Here is a 19,595-nt window from a genome sequence, read left to right as displayed (position 1 = left end):
TCTTACAATGTCTATATTACTTCTTAAAAGTCCTTTTTTTCTTCAAAAAATCTTTTTTCTCTCGTATTAGCACTTTGTCATTATCATCTTACTTTAATTTTTAGAATCTTTGGTTTCATCGTTGCATATTATAGTAAAAAAACATCATAACTAAAGGTTATTTCGGTCTAATTAAGTTATGCTGTTGGTCTAAACGATAGATAAATGCAAAAACTTCCGCTACAGCTTGATATAGTTCCTCTGGTATCGCCGTGTTCATATCAAGCTGTCCGAGAATTTCCACGAGACCTTTATCTTCGTAAATTGGTACATTTGCCTCAGTAGCTTTTAATAAAATTTCTTCTGCAATTTTCCCTTTTCCCTTTGCTGCTACAATTGGGCCTGACGAAACAGACGGGTCATATTTTAGTGCAACTGCTTGTTTTCGTACGTAACGCTGCTCCTCATTCATATGCGGAAATCCACTCCTGTCGTCGGACGCTCCTCCACTTTTGGCGCCTTTACTTGCTTCACTTCAAACGGCTTAACGAACACTCCAGACAATTGGTAGTCATGAGCAGCCAAGCCTTCCTTCAACGCGATCGTTAGCGGCTTTGCAAGCGTTTGAAGCACTTCATTGTCGTTAAAAACATTCACTGTGACGATGCGATTTTGCACTTGCATATCAATCATCGTTTGCTCGATCGACGTCATGTCTAAATAAAATAAAATTCTTGCGTAGTCCGCATCAATTTTACCATCTTCTTGCATGCGCCCATTCCATTGTAATGTTGCCTCTGTTTGCTTGCCTAAAAACTGCATTGGCACTTGCATGACGAGTTGGTGTTGATGCCCTTGGTCGCCTGATTGAAGCTGCATGCCGTTCAAGCGCGCAAGCATCGTTTCTGCCGCATCACGCGTAGCCGGTAAAACTTGCTGTTGTAATAGCTCCATTAGCTGTGGCTTTAGTTGAGAAGCGAGCGCTTGCGGATCATTATTTTTCATCGTCGCCTCGTAACTCATGCCCATATCGCGCATAATCGAACGCATCGCCTGCTCAATTGCTTTCGCGTCAATATTATTTTGCACAAAGCTTTCCGTTTGCAAAACGAGCTGCTGCATTTGCGGCTGATTCGATGCAACTTGCGCCATTTGCGTGAACGTAGACGGTGATGGTTGCTGCTGAATGAGCGTAGCGAGCTGCTCGCGTGCTGTTAATTGACCAGATTGTGCAAATAGTTGTGTTTGCGCATTTTGAGAAAACGATTGGACGAGCTGCGCGTCAAATTGCTTCGCGAAAATAGCAGCTGTTTGTGCTGTTTTTGGCAGCTGCTCAAAGCGCGAAATCATTTGCTGCAGCGCTTCTTTTTGCGGTGCAGTAAGCGCAGTCTGCTGATCTACCCATTGCTTTAGCTGCGGCAATTGCTGTTGCAACTGCTGCGGTGTCGCCTGCTGAAGCGCCTGTACAACTTGCCCTGCGTTCGCTGTCGGTGCTAAGCTCGGCGTCTGTCCATTTTGCTGCCAATTTGTCGTCGTCGCCTGCTGTGGCAAGACGGCTGCTTGCTTTAATAACGTGAGCGCTTCTTGCTTTTGCGCCGCATTGCCTGATTGCAGCTGCTCGACAAGCTTTCCTACGTACACACCACCTGCTTGCTCACTAAACGGCTTCGCAATCGATTGCAGCTGTGTTAAGACGTTTTCGCGCGTCTGCGGTGTAACCGATGCATCGCGCAGTATTGCTTGCTCCAAATTTTGCAACGTATTCACCATACCGGTCGTCTTTGCCCCTTGCGTCATCGCCTGGAATACTTGCTGCGTAAACGGCATTTTTCCTTCTAACATTTTCGTCATTGCCGTTAACGCTTCCTTCACGCTGACGTTTGCTGGAAGCGACTTTAAAAAGCTTTCCGCCTGCAGTAGCTGTTCCTTTGAAATCGGCAGCTGCGCTTTCATAAACTGCTGTAACACTTGCTGCAGCTCAACTGTTTTCGGCAAATTCATCGACTGGAGTATTTGCTGCATTTGTTGCTGCTGCGTACCGGCGTTTGTCACGACTTTTAGCTCCGTTTGTGGCTGCGTTTGCGTCACTTGGAAGACGTGTGTGTCCCCTTGCTTTAACGGTGCCTCTAGCTTTGCGATTATTTTTTGATTGCCGACTTGCACTTCGGCTGTTTGGTTCGGGTAAAGCTGTTTAATTGTACCGTGAAACATTTGTCCATCACGCAACGTCATCGGCTGAGATGCAGTTGGTTGCACCGTTTGCGACTGAATTGGTTGAAAAGACATCGACATAAAAATCCCTCCTTATTTCACAAGTGATTTAATCGGCTCAAAGCTTCGGCGGTGATGAATCGTAATGCCATGTGCGTCAATGGCTGCTAAATGTTCCTTCGTGCCGTAGCCTGCGTGGTTGCAAAAGCCGTACTGCGGGAACTGCTCATGTAACGCGTCCATGTAATCGTCACGCGCTGTTTTTGCTAAAATGGACGCCGCCGCAATCGATAAGCTAAGCGCGTCACCTTTAATAATGTTCGCTTGACGGTGTGGAATATCGAGCGTCATCGCATCGGCAAGCACGGCGTCTGGTTTCACATCGAGCGTTTCAACTGCTGCTTTCATCGATTGGCGCGTCGCCTCGTAAATGTTTAGCGTATCAATCGCTTCAACGGACTGGAAATGCACGCTATAACAAATCGCATGCTCTTTAATGATGGCGGCATATGCAGCGCGCTTCTCCTTTGACAGTTGCTTTGAATCATTAATGCCAATAAGCGCGTCGCAATGAAGCGGTAAAATAGCCGCAGCTGTTACGACAGGTCCTGCGAGTGGTCCACGCCCTGCCTCGTCCACACCTGCAACGTACGTGCCACCTTGTAAATAGCTTTCGTCAAACGCAACTTTTTCCATATGTGCATCGAGCTGCTGCTGCTGTTTTTGAAGGCGGTTATGAAACGTAGCTAACGCCTTTTGTACGCCTGCACGCTCGTCTGCTGCGAGTGCTTCAATCCACGGCTCAAGCGTCGTTACTTCCTTTAGCTTTGCTGTTATTTCTTTAATAGATGTCATACTGCTCCTCTTTTCTACTGCTTATATCGGTCACGATTATTTGTTCATTATACCAAAAACTTTGCGACAAGCGGTGCTACCCGTTTACACAAAAAAAGAGTGTGCTCCGTCTAATCGACGGATTGCACACTCTCGTTATCATTATTCGCTCTTTTTACGTGCCGCATTTTGTAAACGGCGCGCCGCATCTTCTTCTTTAATCGCCTGCTGACGTGCTTCCTCTGCAATCGCATCCTCCACACGGTCAAACGTTAAGCGACCTAAATGCTCCCCGCGTAAATCACGGATAATAAGCAGTGCAACTTGATCATAATCAATTTCGCCACCTTGTCCGAATACGCGACGCTTTTGACCGATCGCATCAAATGTTACGACTAAATCTTCGTCTACTTTTTCGATGCCGTAGCGCTCTTGTAAACGATCTGGGTAACGCTCCTCTAAAAAGCGAAGCGCGTATACTGCTAAGTCTTCCATGTTCGTAATCGAGTCTTTAATTGCACCTGTTACCGCAAGCTTGTAACCAATTTGTTGATCTTCAAACTTCGGCCATAAAATACCTGGTGTATCGAGCAGCTCGATTTCTTTGCCAACTTTAATCCATTGCTGCGCCTTCGTAACACCTGGCGTATTACCTGTTTTCGCTAAGTTTTTCTTCGCTAAACGGTTAATGAGCGTTGATTTCCCTACATTCGGAATGCCGACGATCATCGCACGCATTGCACGTGGCTTCATACCCTTTGATTTCATGCGATCCCATTTTTCTTTTAAAATTTCCTGTGCTGCTTTCGTGACAGACGTTAAGCCTTTTCCTTCAAACGAATTCAGCGCTACTGCTTTTATGCCGCGCTCATCAAAGTATTGTACCCATCGACGTGTTTCTATCTCGTCTGCCATGTCCATTTTATTTAAAATGACGAGGCGTGGCTTTTGATTAATTACTTCATCAATCATCGGGTTACGTGATGATAAAGGTAGTCTCGCATCGACTAGCTCAAAAATAATGTCTACTAATTTTAATTGCTCTGTTACTTGGCGTCGGGCTTTTGCCATATGCCCCGGGAACCATTGAATTGTCATATTATTACCTCCATAACAAACAGATGCGAGGGCGTGTCATGCACCCCTCGCAGCTGTTAATCTACCATTTCTATTTCGTTTAACGGCCAGAAAATTAAGCTTGTGCTGCCGATAATCTCGTCTTGATGCACAAGTCCGATATGACGGCTATCTTTACTGTAGCGACGGTTATCACCCATCACAAATACGTAATCTTCTGGAATTTCAGTTACACCTGTTCGCTCTTCTAACGTAAAGTCTTCTGTTAATGTGCCTTCTGGTAAGTCTGCTTTTTTCTCGTCTAAATAAGGCTCGTCGTACGCTTCACCATTAATATATAATTGGTCATCTTTATACTCAATATGGTCTCCTGGTAAGCCGATGACACGTTTAATATAATCTTTTCCTTCCGGTGCATGGAATACGACAATATCAAAGCGATCTGGCTCACCAATCATATAACCAATTTTACTTACAATCATACGGTCGCCATTTTCCAATGTTGGCATCATTGATTCACCATCTACAACAATTGGTGTAAATAAGAAAAATCGAATGACCGCCGCTACCGCAAATGCAATAAGCAACGCCTTCGTCCATTCCCACAATTCATTTTTTTCTTTTTTTGCTGTTTCCAAACATTACGCCTCCCTTTAGCTCCTCTTCATTTTAGAGTATTCGCTAGTTCGTTGACAAGTTAGAACGCCTTTTCGTCGCAAAAAAAAGGAGCTTGTGGATAAACACAAACTCCTTTCTTTTTTAACTCATAATTAACGAATTTCTTTAATACGAGCAGCTTTACCACGTAAGTTACGTAGGTAGTAAAGTTTAGCACGACGTACTTTACCTTTACGTAATACTTCTAATTTAGCGATCTTTGGTGTGTGTACTGGGAAAGTACGCTCAACACCAACACCAGAAGAAATTTTACGAACTGTGAAAGTTTCGCTGATGCCGCCGCCACGACGTTTAATTACAACGCCTTCGAATAATTGGATACGCTCACGAGTACCCTCTACAACTTTAACGTGTACGCGAACAGTGTCACCAGGACGGAATGAAGGTACATCAGTACGAAGTTGTTCTTTAGTGATTTCAGTAATAATGTTTGACATTATATTTCTCTCCTTTTACCAATGCTCTTACACGAATAAATGCGCACAGCGGAACATCGTAATTCATATGCTTATAAGCACAAATTGAATAATACCATAAAGAAATTTTGCTTGCAACTAAAATTCGCTCCAACATACAAGGAATTTTACTTTACAGTGCATGCGGGGCTCGCTGCACGCGCTCTGCCATCACAATTCAGCTTTGATCTCGACTTTACGTTTAAAAACAAGCAAATCAGCTGTATGAAGATCTATACAATGAACTTAGGAAGGTAACCGTTCTTTTGTTTCGGCGGACGATTTTCGCGGGCGCTGCCTACACGTCAGAACGATGCTTTCCTCATATTAGATCCAAAAATTCAATCTATATACAAGGTGATTGAAATTTAGAATGTGAACGAGGCTCGAAACAAGAGGCGGACTCCTGCGGGAAAAGCGTGAGCGAGAGACTACAGGCTCGAGCCACGCCCGCGGAAAGCCTGCCTCGATGTGGAGAGCCGACGAACAAAATGCTAAAATACATTCACCGTCTATATATATAGCGTATCAACAGACATGAAACTGATTATTTCTTCAACGTCTCGATATATGCTTTTTGTTTATCGGTTAGCTCGATATGCTCGAATAAGTCTGGTCGTCGCTCAAACGTACGCTTTAACGATTGCTCCTCGCGCCACTGTGCAATTTTAGCATGGTTACCTGACAATAAAATGTCTGGTACTTTCATGCCTCGGAAATCCGCTGGGCGCGTGTAATGAGGGTGCTCGAGTAAGCCCGTTGAAAACGAGTCTTGAATGTGCGAGTCCGCTTGTCCTAACACGTTCGGCAACAGGCGCACGACGCTATCAATAACAGTCATCGCCGCAAGCTCACCGCCCGTTAACACAAAGTCGCCAATTGAAATTTCATCCGTTACGAGATGTTCTCGAATGCGCTCGTCATAGCCTTCATAATGCCCGCATAAAAACACTAAGTTCTCTTCTTGTGCAAGCTCCTCTGCCTTCTTTTGCGTGAAGCGCTCGCCTTGTGGACACATTAAAATAACGCGTGGCGGCTTGCCTGTCGTCTGTAAACTCTCTACTGCGTTAAATAACGGCTCTGGTTTTAACACCATGCCTGCACCACCACCGTACGGATAGTCATCTACTTGCGAATGCTTGTTTTCTGAATACGCGCGAAAATCGGTAACGTTAAATGTGAACGCCCCTTTTTCCTGCGCCTTTTTCATCATCGAGGCATTTAATACACCGTCAAACATGCTAGGGAATAAACTAAATACTTCAATATGCATTATAGTAATCCTTCCATCACATGAATCGTAATTTTCTTTTCTTCTACGTTAATGTCTTTTACAACGTCCTCAATGTACGGAATGTAATGCTTTTTCTTGCCAGCTGTTACTTCCCATACGTCGTTTGCACCTGTCGCTAAAATGTCTGTCACAACACCGATCAGTTCGCCTTCTTCTGAGAACACTTCACAATCTTTAATTTCGAAGTGGTAGTACTCGTTGTCGCCAAGCTCATCGTCTGCTAGCTGGTCGCTTGAAATTTTGAGCATTCCTTCTTTAAACGGCTCAACAAGGTTAATGTTTTCCATTCCTTCGAACGTTACTAAAATAAAGTTTTTATGACGGCGTGCTGAGCCAATCGTAATCCATGTTGGCTTTTTGTCATCCTTTTTAAATGCCGCAAGCTTTGAGCCAATTGCAAAGCGCTCCTCTTCAAAATCTGTTGTTGAAATAATGCGTAACTCCCCACGAATTCCGTGCGTGTTGACGATACGTCCTACGTTAAACCATTCCATGCTTCGTTCACCTCTATATATAATCTCGTTTCATTATAGCGAATGCGCCGACGTTACGCAAAACAAGCGTGGTGTGGATCGTGCTATTTCAGTTGCTCTTCACTTTCGAGGCAGGCTTTCCGCGGGCTCGGCTCAAGCCTCCTCGACGCTCCGATGTCGCGTCTGTGGGGTCTTGAGACGCGAGCTGTTCCCGCTGGAGTCCGCCTCTTCCGTTACGAGCAATTTGATTTTACCCTAACCACAATACGCACATATCGACTCATTCTTCTTCATAAAATTTGTTAATAGCACTTCTTTTTTGGAGCAAGCAGTAACGTCATGTCGGAGCTTCGCGGCGAGACTCCTTGGGGATAAGCGTGAAACTTGAGACCCCACAGCCATGAGGTACGAATGGCGAGGAGGCTCAAGCCACGCCCCAGGAAAGCGAGCCGCATAAAGCGACCGTTATGACGAAGCTAGCTAAACAAAAAAGAGGCACCCGAAAGCTTCGGATGCCATTCTTTCAATCCAATATATCGACATACGTCTTTTTTTGTTGGTAACTATTTGCCGCTGAGTAAACAACTGTACGAATTGCTTTTGCAACTCTCCCGTGTTTACCAATTACTTTCCCACGATCATTTGCATGGACAAAAAGCTTGTAAACAATGCGATTTGATTGCTCGTCCGTCTCAATACGGACATCATCTGGATAATCGACTAACGGTGTAACAATTGCTTTAATCAGCTGCTCCATAGCACACCTCCAAAATTATTTACTGAATTTTGAGTTATGGAATTTTTCCATGATACCTTGATCTGAGAACAGGTTACGTACAGTGTCAGATGGTTTTGCACCATTTGTTAACCATTTAAGAGCTTTCTCTTCATCGATTTGAACTGTAGCTGGAACTGTAAGTGGATTGTAAGTACCTACTGTTTCGATTTGACGACCGTCACGTGGTGAACGCGCGTCTGCAACTACGATACGATAGAAAGGAGATTTTTTAGCTCCCATACGTTTTAAGCGAATTTTAACTGCCATTTTTCTAGCACCTCCGAATAAGTTTCACACAAGATAGTATATTATCAATGTTTCTGATGTTTGTAAAGTGTTTTTTCTTAACACCTTATAAATTTATTTAAAAAGAGAATCTAAACCAGGTAGTTTCATCTTTTTCTTCCCTTTACCTTGCGTCATCGTCGTCATTTGCTTCATCATTTTCTTCATGTCATCGAACTGCTTTAACAGTCGATTAATTTCTTGAATTGATGTGCCCGACCCTTTAGCGATGCGCTTTTTGCGGCTCGCATTAATAATTTCAGGGTTCGTTTTTTCCGCCGGTGTCATCGAATAAATGATCGCTTCAATGTGCGCCATTTGCTTCTCATCTACCTTTGCATTATCGAGCCCTTTAATTTTGCTAGCACCTGGAATCATCTTTAAAATTTCATCTAAAGGACCCATTTTTTTCACCGCTTGGAGCTGCTCGATGAAGTCATCAAACGTAAATGTTTGCGTCATAAACTTCTCTTCTAGCTCTTTTGCTTTGTCCATATCGACTTCAGCTTGCGCTTTTTCGATGAGCGATAAGACGTCACCCATCCCTAAAATACGGCTTGCCATACGTTCTGGATGGAATGGCTCTAACGCGTCCATTTTCTCGCCCATACCGACGAATTTAATTGGCTTTTCCGTTACAGCGCGGATCGATAATGCCGCACCACCACGCGTATCACCGTCTAATTTCGTTAACACGACGCCTGTAATGCCGACCGCTTCATCGAAATTTTGTGCAACGTTCACCGCATCTTGACCAGTCATGGAGTCAACAACTAAAAATACTTCGTCAGGCTCTTTAATGCCACGAATGTCTTTTAGCTCCTGCATTAGCTCCTCATCGATATGCAAACGACCTGCTGTATCGATAATAACGACATCCAAATGCTCTTCCTTTGCGTGCTCGATCGCCTGACGCGCAATTTCAACCGGCGATACTTCATTGCCTAGCGAGAACACCGGTAACGATAGCTGTTTGCCAATCGTTTCAAGCTGTTGAATCGCTGCTGGACGATAAACATCGGCCGCAACTAGCAATGGCTTACGATTGTATTTTTTACGTAAAACGTTCGCAAGTTTCCCTGTCGTCGTCGTTTTACCAGCACCTTGTAAGCCGACCATCATAATAACAGTTGGTGGCTTCGTATTAAATTTAATCGGGCTTTGCTCGCCGCCCATTAATGCTTGTAGCTCTTCTTGTACAATTTTAATAACTTGCTGACCTGGTGTTAATGATTTCATGACGTCTGAACCGACAGCACGTTCACTCACACGAGCAACAAATTCCTTTACTACTTTTAAGTTAACGTCCGCTTCGATTAAGGCACGGCGAACTTCACGCATCATTTCTTTTACGTCTTGTTCCGATACTTTCCCTTTACCTTTAATCTTTTGGATCGTCCCTTGAAGGCGTTCAGCTAAACCTTCGAATGCCATAATAAGTCTCCCCCTAATCCCACTCTTGCAGCTTGCTCAGCATTTGAATTTGCTCATTCGGTGAGAGCGTACCGTTTTGAATGCCCTCCGTTAACGCTTCAATTGCTAGTTTACGCTGCTGGAATTTTTCAAGTAAACATAATTTATTTTCGTACTCTTCAAGCATTGCCTCTGTTCGACGAATGTTATCATACACAGCCTGGCGCGATATTGCATACGATTCCGCAATTTCGCCTAACGAATGGTCATCTAAGTAATATAGCTCCATGTAACTGCGTTGTTTATCAGTTAGTAGCGCTTGATAAAAGTCAAAGAGAAAGTTCATGCGAGTTGTTTTTTCAAGCAACATTGTAAACCTCTCCCTATCATAGTTTGTCTTTCATTAATTATAGCGTAAAAGCCCATTCTGTCAAGGGAATCCCCTTTATACAACAAGGATTGTCGCCATTTGTATTCGCTCTATATAGCTCGCTTTCTTGAGGCTTTGCGGCGAACACAATGTTTGTCATAAAGCACGAGCTGTTCGTTAAGAAGTCTCACCACTTTGCTCTCACTAATTACGAAAAAAGGCTAGAGGAGATGAAAATCGTCCTCTAGCCTTTGATTAAGCAGCGATTATTCCTCGTCTGCCTCCTCTAATTCTTTTTCTAAGCCTTCTGCAAATAAGCCGTACACGTAGCGTTCTGCATCAAATGGCTGTAGGTCGTCCATTTGCTCACCAAGCCCGACGAATTTCACTGGGATGCTTAGCTGATGGCGAATCGCAAGCACGATCCCGCCTTTTGCTGTGCCGTCAAGTTTCGTTAATACGATACCCGATACATCCGTTACTTCTTTAAAAATTTTCGCTTGCATTAACGCGTTTTGTCCAGTTGTTGCGTCTAGTGCTAATAACACTTCATGCGGTGCATCTGGAATTTCACGCGAGATAACACGCTTTACTTTTTCAAGCTCGTTCATTAAGTTTACTTTGTTTTGTAGGCGTCCTGCTGTGTCGCAAATTAATACGTCCACACCGCGCTTTTTCGCCGCTTGAATCGCATCAAACATTACAGCTGCTGGGTCTGATCCTTCTGACTGCTTTATGACTTCAGCGCCAACGCGGTCTCCCCATACTTGTAATTGGTCGATTGCACCAGCACGGAACGTATCGCCCGCTGCGAGCATAACTGAGCGACCTTCTAATTGCAGGCGACGCGCAAGCTTACCGATTGTCGTCGTCTTCCCTACACCGTTTACACCGACGAATAAAATAACCGTTAACTCACCTTTAGGCTGTAAGTTTAGTTCGATTAAATCGTCCTCGCCGCGCTCATAAATTTCAACAAGTTTCTCGGCAATGACCGCTTGAATGCCGTTCGTATCTTTAATATTTTTGCGCTTCACTTCATAGCGTAATTTATCCATTAGCTCGTCTACTGTGTCGATACCAACGTCCGCTTGTAATAATAACTCTTCTAGCTCCTCGAAGAAATCTTCGTCCACTTTGCGGTAACGTGCGACTAAATCATTTACTTTTGATGTGAACGAGTCTCGCGTTTTCGCTAAGCCGGCTTTGAACTTTTGTGTTATCGACCAAGCAGAAGGTTTTTTCTCTTCTTTTTCTTCGTCTTGCTGCGGCTCGATGATGTCAAGCGCGGTCTCCTCAACGACTACTACTTCATCTTGTTTTTTAACTTCTTCTGTTTCGACAACTGTTGGTGCAGCTTCTTCTACAGTTTGTTCAATGCGCTCGTCTTTGTCATCAGCATCGTCTTGTGCTGCGTCTTGTAACGGCGCGTCGTTTACTTCTTTTTCTTCTACGGCGTCTCCTGTTAGCTTCGCCTTTAATCGTTTAAAAAAGCTCATCGTTTAATCTCCTTTATTGCATCGTTACTGGTGCGTCCTCTTCAAGCTTTACCGATACAAGCTTCGATACGCCCGATTCTTGCATCGTAATGCCGTATAGCACGTCCGCCCCTTCCATCGTGCCTTTACGATGGGTAATGACGATAAATTGTGTATGCTCGCTAAATTTCTTTAAATATTGGCTGTAGCGCACGACGTTTGAATCGTCGAGTGCCGCTTCCACCTCATCCAAAATACAAAACGGTACTGGACGCGTTTTTAAAATGGCAAACAGTAAGCCGATTGCCGTTAATGCGCGCTCACCGCCCGATAAAAGGCTTAAGTTTTGCAGCTTTTTCCCTGGTGGCTGCGCGACAATTTCAATGCCGGTTTCAAGCAAGTTGTCAGCGTCCGTTAACACTAAATCTGCCTGACCGCCGCCAAACAGCTCGCGGAAGACAAGTTTGAAATGCGAGCGAATCGATTCAAATGTCGTTTTAAAGCGCTGCGTCATTTCCTCGTCCATTTCACGAATCGCATCGTGCAACGTGTTTTGCGCCTCGATTAAGTCGTTGCGCTGCTCCGTTAAAAATGCATGACGCGCCGACACTTCGCGGAACTCCTCAATCGCACTGACGTTGACTGGACCGAGCTCCTCGATCGATTGCTTCAGCAGCTTCACCTTGCGACGCGCGTAATCTAAGTCGTCAATTTCGCGCACTTGCTCAATCGCCTGCTCTAGCGTTAACTCGTATTGCTCTTCTAGCTGCTCGTTTTCGCGATTTCGTAATAACTCCGTACGATTGCGCTGCATGTCTAACTGATGTAACTGCTCGACGACTTGCTTATGCGTCGCCTCGCTTTGCTGCAATGCCGCTTCAACGTCCGTTAAGCTTTGCTGCTGCTGTAATCGCTGCTCTTTTAACGCGGCCAATGCGTCCGTTAATTGCTGACGTGTTTGCAGCCAGCGCTCGACTTGTGCCGTTAGCTCATCTAATGATACGTCCTCTTGCGCCTCGTCGTTTTGAAGCCACTCAAGCTCCTGCGTAACTGACGCAATGCGCTCCTGTGCCTTCATGAGCGTCACTTCAACGTCCGCTGTTGCTACTTGCGTTTGCGTACGCTGCTCCTCCGCTACGGCAAGCTGAGCGCGCTTTGTCGCAAACTGCTCGCGCACGACGTCTTTTTCCTCGTCGTTTTGTTCCTTCGCCGTCGTCATTTGCTCGATCGCCGCGTTTAGCTGCTGTAGTTCCTGCTCTAATTGCACAGCACGCATTTCCGCTTGCTCCTTTGCAACTAACAATGACTCTCTGCGCGTTTGCAAATCGCTATTTTCAGACGTTGTAAGCGATAGACGCGTTTTTAGCTGGCGATGTAGCGATTGAATTTCACGCAGTTTTGCCGCTCGCTCTAGCTGCACAGCACGCATTTCCTCGCTGCGTATTTTCGCTGCATCTAACGCGTTACGCTGCTCGGCAACACTCGCTTTATCAGCCGCAATACTTTGCTCCGCCTTCGTCATTTTCGCACTCATTTGCTGTAAGCTCGCCGTTAATTCGTCAAGCTCTGCGCGACGTGAAAATACTGAATTTTGCACTTTCGCCGCACCACCTGTTAACGAGCCGCCTGCGTTGACGATATCGCCGTCAAGTGTTACGACGCGGTATTTGTATTGACAGCCTCGTGCAATCGCTGTAGCCCCTTCTAAATGCTTTGCGACGATGACATTACCGAGCAAGTTTTCAATGATCGATTGATTGTCACCTGATGCCGTTAATAGTTCATCTGCGCACGCGATAAATGCAGGGTGCTCGAGCACATGTGCGATCGCGGCACGTTGTAATTTACGCGAGCGCATAACCGTTTTCGGTAAAAACGTCGCACGCCCGGCACGCTTTTGCTTTAAATACGCAATCGCTTGCTGTGCTGCTTGCTCATCGGTCGTAACGATATGCTGTGCCGCCGCACCGAGCGCTGTTTCAATCGCCTTCGTATATTCAGTTGGCACTTGAATGAGCTCTGCTACTGCACCTTCAATACCTCGTAGCGCCTGCTTATCACGCGCGACAAGCACTTCCTTAACACCTTGATAAAAGCCTGAAAAATCCGCTTCAAGCGCCTCTAATGATTCTTTGCGCGCCGTTTGCTGCTGCTCCATGCGGTACGCGTCATATAGCAGCGCTTCCTTTTGTTCTAGCTTTTGTACGAGCGCGTTAAACGCCGCTTGCAGCTCGCTATATTGTGCAATTTGCATGCGCAGCGCCTCGTCATCATCGTTCACTTGCTTTTGTAATGCCGCCTCTTGCTGTGCAAGCTGTGCAAGCTCCTCGTGCATTTGCGACGTTTGTGTCGTCACACGTGAGTTCATCTCATGCTGCTGCTCTAGCTGTTGGTGAATGTGCTTCAACTCATTTTTCACCGTCGCCTGCTCGTTTAAGCGCTCGATATATAACGACTTTTGTTCTTCAATATGAGCGGCAATTTCGCTAGCTGAGCTTGTTAATAATTGCTCAAGCTTTTTCACCTCTGCCTTTAGCTGCTCCACATCTTCTTTTTTTGCCGCATAGCTTTGCTGTAGCTCATCTTTTCGCTGCTGTAGCTGTTCGACGTCCGCTGTTGCTTCTGCTAATGCTGCTGTTAGCTTTTCGCGCTGCTGCTCGCGGTTTTCCGATTGCTGCGTATACAGCGCACGGCGACCTTCTGAGCGTTCCACTTCCGTACTCGCTTCAATTAAATCGTTTTGCGCGGCATCTAGCTTGCCATCTAGCGCCGTTAGTTGCTGACGAAGCTGCTGCACGTGCTGCTGCTCCGTCGCAATTTGCGCCACGTATTGCTGCTCCTGCTGCTGTAAACGACTTAATTCAACCGCCGAGTTTTGCAGTTCCTGCGTATACATTTGTAAATTGTGCACAAGTAATGCGATGTCGTAATCTCGCATTTCCTCGGTCATTTGTAAATAATCTTGTGCAGCTGATGCTTGCATATGAAGCGGCTCTAAACGACGGTCAAGCTCATGTAAAATATCGAGCACACGGTTTAAATTTTCATCCGTCTCGACAAGTTTATGCTCTGCCTTTTTTTTGCGTAGCTTATATTTCAATACGCCTGCAGCCTCTTCAAAAATCGAGCGACGATCTTGCGCGCGGCTATTTAAAATTTCATCGACACGCCCTTGTGAAATAATCGAAAACGCTTCTTTCCCAAGTCCAGAATCCATAAATAAATCGGTAATATCCTTTAGGCGACAGCTTTGCTTGTTCAATAAATATTCGCTATCTCCTGAGCGATACACGCGACGTGTCACACTTACTTCTGTGTACGGATATTGCAGTCGCTCGTCCGTGTTGTCTAACACTAACGTTACTTCTGCAAAGTTTAACGCCTTGCGCGAGTCACTGCCGGCGAAAATGACATCTTCCATTTTCGCACCACGAAGCGACTTCGCTGATTGCTCACCTAACACCCAGCGCACCGCATCGATGACGTTACTTTTCCCTGAGCCATTTGGACCAACGACGGCCGTAACGCCTGGAACGAAATCGATACCAATACGCTCAGCAAACGATTTAAATCCTACTACTTCTAGTCGCTTCAGGAACATGCTTAACCCTCCTGCTCTACTTTACTGCGCAGCATACGCATCGCTTCTTGTGCGGCTTGCTGCTCTGCTTCTTTTTTCGATTTGCCACGACCAATACCTAGCTCTATGTCGCTCAAAAGTACGCGCGAAATAAATGTGCGGTTATGCGCCGGTCCTTTTTCGTCGACAATTTCATAATGCAGCACGCCGTTGTTCGTTTGCTGAATCATTTCTTGCAGCTGACTTTTAAAATCCATCACATGCGAAAAAGCACCGACTTCTACTTTCGGGAAGACGACTTTTTCTAAAAAGCAAACCGTATCATCTAAGCCTTTATCTAAGTAAAGTGCACCAACAAATGCTTCAAATACATCCGCAAGTAACGCTGGACGCTCTCGACCGCCTGTAATCTCTTCGCCTTTACCGAGCAACACAAATTGTCCGAAATTTAGCTCGTTTGCAAAAATAACTAATGATGGCTCACATACGATCGAGGCACGTAGCTTCGTTAGCTCACCCTCGCTCATTTTCGGGTAGTTTTCAAATAAAAATTGCGATACAGATAATTCGAGTACGGCATCTCCTAAAAACTCTAGTCGCTCATTGTCTGTAAATCGTTTCCGACGATGCTCATTCACATACGATGAATGCGTAAATGCTTGATACAATAACTCTTTATTTTCAAAATGAATGTTAAGCTTCTGCTGCAACACCTCAAATTGTTGTCGTGCTTTTTCAGGTAGTACACCTGCTTGCTGTTGTTGCTTTCGTTTAGTTGCCATGTAGATTCTGCCTTCCTTTAGTTTCTATCGTTTAGTTTATCCTCTTTAGTACGAATGTGCAAAAGGAAAAGTGATTTCAGCGCAAACGAAAAAGAGACACGGGAATTCGTGCCTCTCCAAAAATGGATAAACCATGATTATTGTTTTTGCTCGATGTATGCGATTGCGTGACCTACTGTCGTAATTTTCTCTGCAGCTTCGTCTGAAATTTCCATATCAAACTCGTCTTCAAGTTCCATTACTAGTTCTACTACGTCTAAAGAGTCAGCACCTAAATCTTCACGGAATGAAGCTTCAAGCTTTACTTCGCTCTCTTCTACGCCTAAGCGGTCTACGATTACACGTGTTACACGTTCTAATACTGTTGTCATTGTGTTCACCTCCTCTCAAATCATCGATACATATTATAGGCGAGCGCTTTGATCACTGGCGCTAGTCGCAATATAACAGCTCGCTTTCCTGGGGCGTGGCTTGAGCCTCCTCACCGCAAGCGGTTGCGGGGTCTCAAGTCTCACGCTTTTCCCCTAGGAGTCTCGCTGTTATGCTCCTAGCTAATTGGCTACATTCAGCTCATACACACTCTTACTACATCACTAACCCGCCGTCAATGTGCAGCGTTTGTCCTGTAATGTAGCTTGCGTCGTCTGAAGCTAAAAACGATACCGCTTTTGCAATATGCACTGGCTCACCTAAACGTGCAAGTGGAATTTGTGCAAGCATCGCATTTTTCACGTCCTCTGGCAAAGCGTCGGTCATATCCGTCGTAATGAAGCCTGGTGCAATTGCGTTTACTAAAATGCCGCGACTTGCAAGCTCTTTCGCCGTCGTTTTCGTTAAGCCGATGACACCCGCTTTTGCCGCTACGTAGTTCGCTTGCCCTGCGTTGCCTGATACGCCGACGATCGATGAAATGTTAATAATGCGTCCAGCGCGTTGCTTCATCATCGTGCGCGTTACTGCCTTCGTACAAAGGAATACACCTTTTAAGTTCGTGTCGATTACATCGTCCCACTCGTCTTCTTTCATGCGCATTAATAAATTGTCGCGCGTAATCCCCGCATTGTTTACTAAAATGTCGATGCGACCGAACTGCTCTACAACGCCGTTCATAAGACGCGTTACATCATCGCTGCTCGCTACGCTTGCTTGCATCGCAACTGCTTGTGCGCCGCTTGCTGTAATGTGCGCTACAACGTCGTCTGCTTGCGCTTGGCTGCCGCTATAGTTAACAACAACCGTTGCGCCTTGCTCTGCTAATTCGATCGCAATGGCACGACCGATGCCGCGACTTGCGCCTGTTACGACTGCTACTTTCCCATCTAACTTACCCATTTGCTAGCGCCTCCTTCACGAATGTCACTGCCTGCTGTAACGTCTCTTCATCAAAGACGCATAAGCACGTTGCAGAGCGGTCTACTTTTTTCACAAGCCCGCTTAACACTTTGCCAGGACCGCATTCAATAAATGTCGTTACGCCTAAATCAAGCATTTTTCGCACGCTTTGCTCCCATAAAACAGGTGATACGACTTGGTCAATTAGCTCCTGCTGCATGTTCGCCTGCTCCACGACATCCGCCTGCACGTTGCCGACAACTGCATAGCGCGGTGCTTCAAACGTTACGCCAGCTAAATCTTTTTCTAGCTTGTCTGCGGCCGGCTGCATTAATACGCTATGGAACGGTCCACTTACTTGTAGTGGAATTGCTCGTTTTGCGCCGCGCTCCTTCGCAAGTGCACTCGCTTTTTCCACGCCGTCTTTCGTGCCGGAAATGACGATTTGCCCTGGACAGTTGACGTTAGCAATTTGCACGCTATGCCCTTCATTCGTCACATCTGTCGTTACTTGCTGTAGTGCCTCTGCATCCATTTGTAAAATTGCCGCCATCGCACCTTCTCCCGCTGGTACGGCTTCGTTCATATATAAACCACGTTTGTGAACAATTGAGACTGCTTCCTCAAATGACATCACCCCTGCTGTCACGAGCGCACTATATTCGCCAAGTGAATGCCCTGCTACAACGTCTGGCTCTACCCCTAAAGCAAGTAGGCGCTGTGCAACGAGTACACCTGTCGTTAGTAATGCTGGCTGCGCATTGTATGTAAGCGTTAACGTTTCTTCAGGGCCTTCAAGCATGTACGTCGATAACGGAAATCCGAGTACGTCGTCTGCTTTTTTATATAGCGTATCGTCTTGTGTAACGAGCGCCTGTCCCATTCCTACAACTTGCGAGCCTTGCCCTGGAAAAATAAAAGCAATCTTTGTCATTATGTAAATCCCCTTTGTGTATGTTGAATTATGACTGAATCGTCTGTTGAATCGTCGCGCTTACGTTATGCTTGACCATTAAGTTTGCTTGCTTAATCGCACTGTAAATCGCCTGCCCATTTGATGAGCCGTGCGCTTTAATGACTGGTGCTTGCAAGCCAAACAATGCTGCGCCGCCGTATTCTGTATAATCCATCGTATCTTTAATCGTCTTTAATTGAGGTTTCATCATCGCTGCTGCTAGCTTCGTTTTGACCGAGCTCATAAAGCCGTCTTTTAACATTTTAAACATGACACCAGCTGTACCTTCAATCGTTTTTAACACCATGTTTCCTGTGAAGCCGTCTGTTACGACAACATCTGCTACCCCTGTCAGAAGATCGCGTGACTCCACGTTGCCGATGAAGTGAATGTCTGTTGACGCTTGTAATAGCTCAAACACCGCCTTCGTTAGCTCGTTGCCTTTCTTTTCTTCCGTCCCGATGTTTAGCAACCCAACTGTCGGACGTGCAATACTGCGCACTTCACGGGCATAAATCGAACCCATAATGGCGTATTGCAATAAATATTCTGCCTTTGCATCGGCTGTTGCTCCTAAATCAAGCATTAAAAATCCTTTGCCATCCAGTGTTGGAAGCGTCGTTGCAAGTGCAGGTCGCTCAATGCCGTCAATGCGTCCGACTTTAAATAAGCCACCTGCCATTAACGCACCTGTTGAACCTGCCGATAAGCACGCGTCCGCTTCGCCATTTTTCACCGCATCAAGCATTAATGCCATCGATGAATCTTTTTTGCGACGTACAGCGCGGGCTGCATCGTCGTCGTTCGTTACAACTTCCTCACAGTGAACAACTTGCATGCGATCGTGTGCCTGTAAAAACGGGCGCATCGTCTCTTTATTGCCATATAGCTTCACTTCTAAATCTGGAAACTCATTGAGTGCCATTAAGACCCCTTCAATAACGGTTTTCGGTGCGTGGTCGCCACCCATACCATCTACAGCTAATTTCATGTTATTCACCTTTACCTTTCGTGCGGTACATTTCAAATTGTCCTTTGAAGACGACATCTCCATTTACGGTCGACGTCACTTCTACATATGTACGGTTTACTTCTTCATCATGACGTGTTACAACCGCCTTTGAAATAATGCGGTCGCCAACGCGCACTGGCTTGACGAAATGTAAATTCGATTTAACGGTTAACGCTAAATCATCATCAATCACAGCGACAGCTAATGAATTCGCCTGTGCAAATAAATGATGCCCTCTCGCAATCCCGTTGCGGGCAAATACATCACTTTCTTTCACATCATAAATCGATAATGCCTGTTTATCTAATTCAATATCAATCATTTCACCGATGACCTCGTCAAGCGGCAAAGATTTTACTTCGTTTTCAAATGTTTTAGAAGCGACATGTTTAATGCGCTCGCGTAACTCAGGAATCGATAGCTCCATCCGATCTAAACGAATCGTTTGGACGCTTACTTGGAATTGCTGCGCTAACTGTTCATCTGTGACGAATGGATTGTCTTCAATTGTTTGTGTTAGTAATCTCTGTCGTTCTTTTTTTGATCGTTTCATCCTTATTCGCCACCTTTTTAGCACTTGGTACTAACAACAGTATATAGGAGTTAAAA

General features: G+C 45.4%; 20 protein-coding genes. All 20 read right to left on the bottom strand.

Translation table 11 applies throughout. The features are described 5' to 3' along the window. Positions 1–157: 157 nt before the first annotated feature. Positions 158–451, bottom strand: coding sequence for an EscU/YscU/HrcU family type III secretion system export apparatus switch protein (locus tag A6K76_RS06785; RefSeq protein WP_066463388.1), 294 nt, complete (start codon positions 449–451; stop codon positions 158–160). Then, positions 448–2,271: a hypothetical protein gene (locus tag A6K76_RS06780; RefSeq protein WP_066463387.1), complete on the bottom strand. Its 1,824-nt coding sequence runs from the start codon at positions 2,269–2,271 to the stop codon at positions 448–450. Before A6K76_RS06780 ends, A6K76_RS06785 begins: the two co-directional genes overlap by 4 nt. Before the next feature lie 12 nt (positions 2,272–2,283). Then, the gene (locus A6K76_RS06775) at positions 2,284–3,045 is read right to left on the bottom strand and encodes a ribonuclease HII (RefSeq protein WP_066463386.1); all 762 of its coding nucleotides are present in this window, start codon (positions 3,043–3,045) and stop codon (positions 2,284–2,286) included. A gap of 141 nt (positions 3,046–3,186) precedes the next feature. Further along, on the bottom strand, positions 3,187–4,122 hold the full coding sequence (gene ylqF, locus A6K76_RS06770; RefSeq protein ID WP_066463385.1) for a ribosome biogenesis GTPase YlqF: 936 nt from the start codon (positions 4,120–4,122) through the stop codon (positions 3,187–3,189). A gap of 56 nt (positions 4,123–4,178) precedes the next feature. Further along, entirely contained in the window at positions 4,179–4,739 is a 561-nt protein-coding gene (gene lepB, locus A6K76_RS06765) for a signal peptidase I (protein WP_066463383.1), read from the bottom strand. 132 nt (positions 4,740–4,871) lie between these two features. Continuing rightward, positions 4,872–5,216 (bottom strand): 50S ribosomal protein L19, encoded by a 345-nt coding sequence (rplS, locus tag A6K76_RS06760; RefSeq protein WP_066463380.1) that lies wholly within the window; start codon positions 5,214–5,216, stop codon positions 4,872–4,874. 565 nt (positions 5,217–5,781) lie between these two features. Next, positions 5,782–6,507 (bottom strand): tRNA (guanosine(37)-N1)-methyltransferase TrmD, encoded by a 726-nt coding sequence (gene trmD / locus A6K76_RS06755; protein WP_066463378.1) that lies wholly within the window; start codon positions 6,505–6,507, stop codon positions 5,782–5,784. Continuing rightward, positions 6,507–7,022, bottom strand: a complete 516-nt coding sequence (gene rimM / locus A6K76_RS06750; protein ID WP_066463374.1) for a ribosome maturation factor RimM — start codon at positions 7,020–7,022, stop codon at positions 6,507–6,509. The genes trmD and rimM overlap by 1 nt, the downstream gene beginning before the upstream one ends. A gap of 502 nt (positions 7,023–7,524) precedes the next feature. After that, positions 7,525–7,758: a KH domain-containing protein gene (locus tag A6K76_RS06745; protein ID WP_066463373.1), complete on the bottom strand. Its 234-nt coding sequence runs from the start codon at positions 7,756–7,758 to the stop codon at positions 7,525–7,527. A 15-nt stretch (positions 7,759–7,773) separates the two neighbouring features. Next, positions 7,774–8,046 (bottom strand): 30S ribosomal protein S16, encoded by a 273-nt coding sequence (rpsP, locus tag A6K76_RS06740; protein ID WP_066463371.1) that lies wholly within the window; start codon positions 8,044–8,046, stop codon positions 7,774–7,776. A 93-nt stretch (positions 8,047–8,139) separates the two neighbouring features. After that, complete coding sequence (ffh, locus tag A6K76_RS06735; protein ID WP_066463369.1) at positions 8,140–9,498, bottom strand: signal recognition particle protein; 1,359 nt, start codon at positions 9,496–9,498, stop codon at positions 8,140–8,142. Between the two features lie 13 nt (positions 9,499–9,511). Then, positions 9,512–9,847, bottom strand: coding sequence for a putative DNA-binding protein (locus A6K76_RS06730; protein WP_066463368.1), 336 nt, complete (start codon positions 9,845–9,847; stop codon positions 9,512–9,514). A gap of 266 nt (positions 9,848–10,113) precedes the next feature. Beyond that, positions 10,114–11,346 carry a signal recognition particle-docking protein FtsY gene (gene ftsY, locus A6K76_RS06725; RefSeq protein WP_066463367.1) on the bottom strand — a complete coding sequence of 411 codons (1,233 nt, stop codon included), beginning with the start codon at positions 11,344–11,346 and terminating at the stop codon, positions 10,114–10,116. 13 nt (positions 11,347–11,359) lie between these two features. Further along, positions 11,360–14,926: a chromosome segregation protein SMC gene (gene smc, locus A6K76_RS06720; protein ID WP_066463366.1), complete on the bottom strand. Its 3,567-nt coding sequence runs from the start codon at positions 14,924–14,926 to the stop codon at positions 11,360–11,362. A gap of 2 nt (positions 14,927–14,928) precedes the next feature. After that, entirely contained in the window at positions 14,929–15,687 is a 759-nt protein-coding gene (gene rnc / locus A6K76_RS06715; RefSeq protein ID WP_066463364.1) for a ribonuclease III, read from the bottom strand. Positions 15,688–15,824: 137 nt separating this feature from the next. After that, positions 15,825–16,058 (bottom strand): acyl carrier protein, encoded by a 234-nt coding sequence (gene acpP / locus A6K76_RS06710; RefSeq protein ID WP_066463355.1) that lies wholly within the window; start codon positions 16,056–16,058, stop codon positions 15,825–15,827. A gap of 214 nt (positions 16,059–16,272) precedes the next feature. Further along, the gene (gene fabG / locus A6K76_RS06705; RefSeq protein ID WP_066463354.1) at positions 16,273–17,019 is read right to left on the bottom strand and encodes a 3-oxoacyl-[acyl-carrier-protein] reductase; all 747 of its coding nucleotides are present in this window, start codon (positions 17,017–17,019) and stop codon (positions 16,273–16,275) included. Further along, positions 17,012–17,953: an ACP S-malonyltransferase gene (gene fabD / locus A6K76_RS06700; RefSeq protein WP_066463353.1), complete on the bottom strand. Its 942-nt coding sequence runs from the start codon at positions 17,951–17,953 to the stop codon at positions 17,012–17,014. Before fabD ends, fabG begins: the two co-directional genes overlap by 8 nt. Positions 17,954–17,981: 28 nt before the next feature. Then, positions 17,982–18,965, bottom strand: coding sequence for a phosphate acyltransferase PlsX (gene plsX / locus A6K76_RS06695; protein WP_066463351.1), 984 nt, complete (start codon positions 18,963–18,965; stop codon positions 17,982–17,984). 1 nt (position 18,966) lies between these two features. After that, complete coding sequence (gene fapR, locus A6K76_RS06690; protein ID WP_066463349.1) at positions 18,967–19,539, bottom strand: transcription factor FapR; 573 nt, start codon at positions 19,537–19,539, stop codon at positions 18,967–18,969. Positions 19,540–19,595 lie beyond the last annotated feature (56 nt).

The organism is Caryophanon latum (assembly GCF_001700325.1).
GTDB classification, from domain to species: Bacteria; Bacillota; Bacilli; order Bacillales_A; family Planococcaceae; genus Caryophanon; species Caryophanon latum.
The sequence above is the reverse complement of the archived record's forward strand: the minus strand, read 5'-3'. Positions and strand labels throughout refer to the sequence as shown.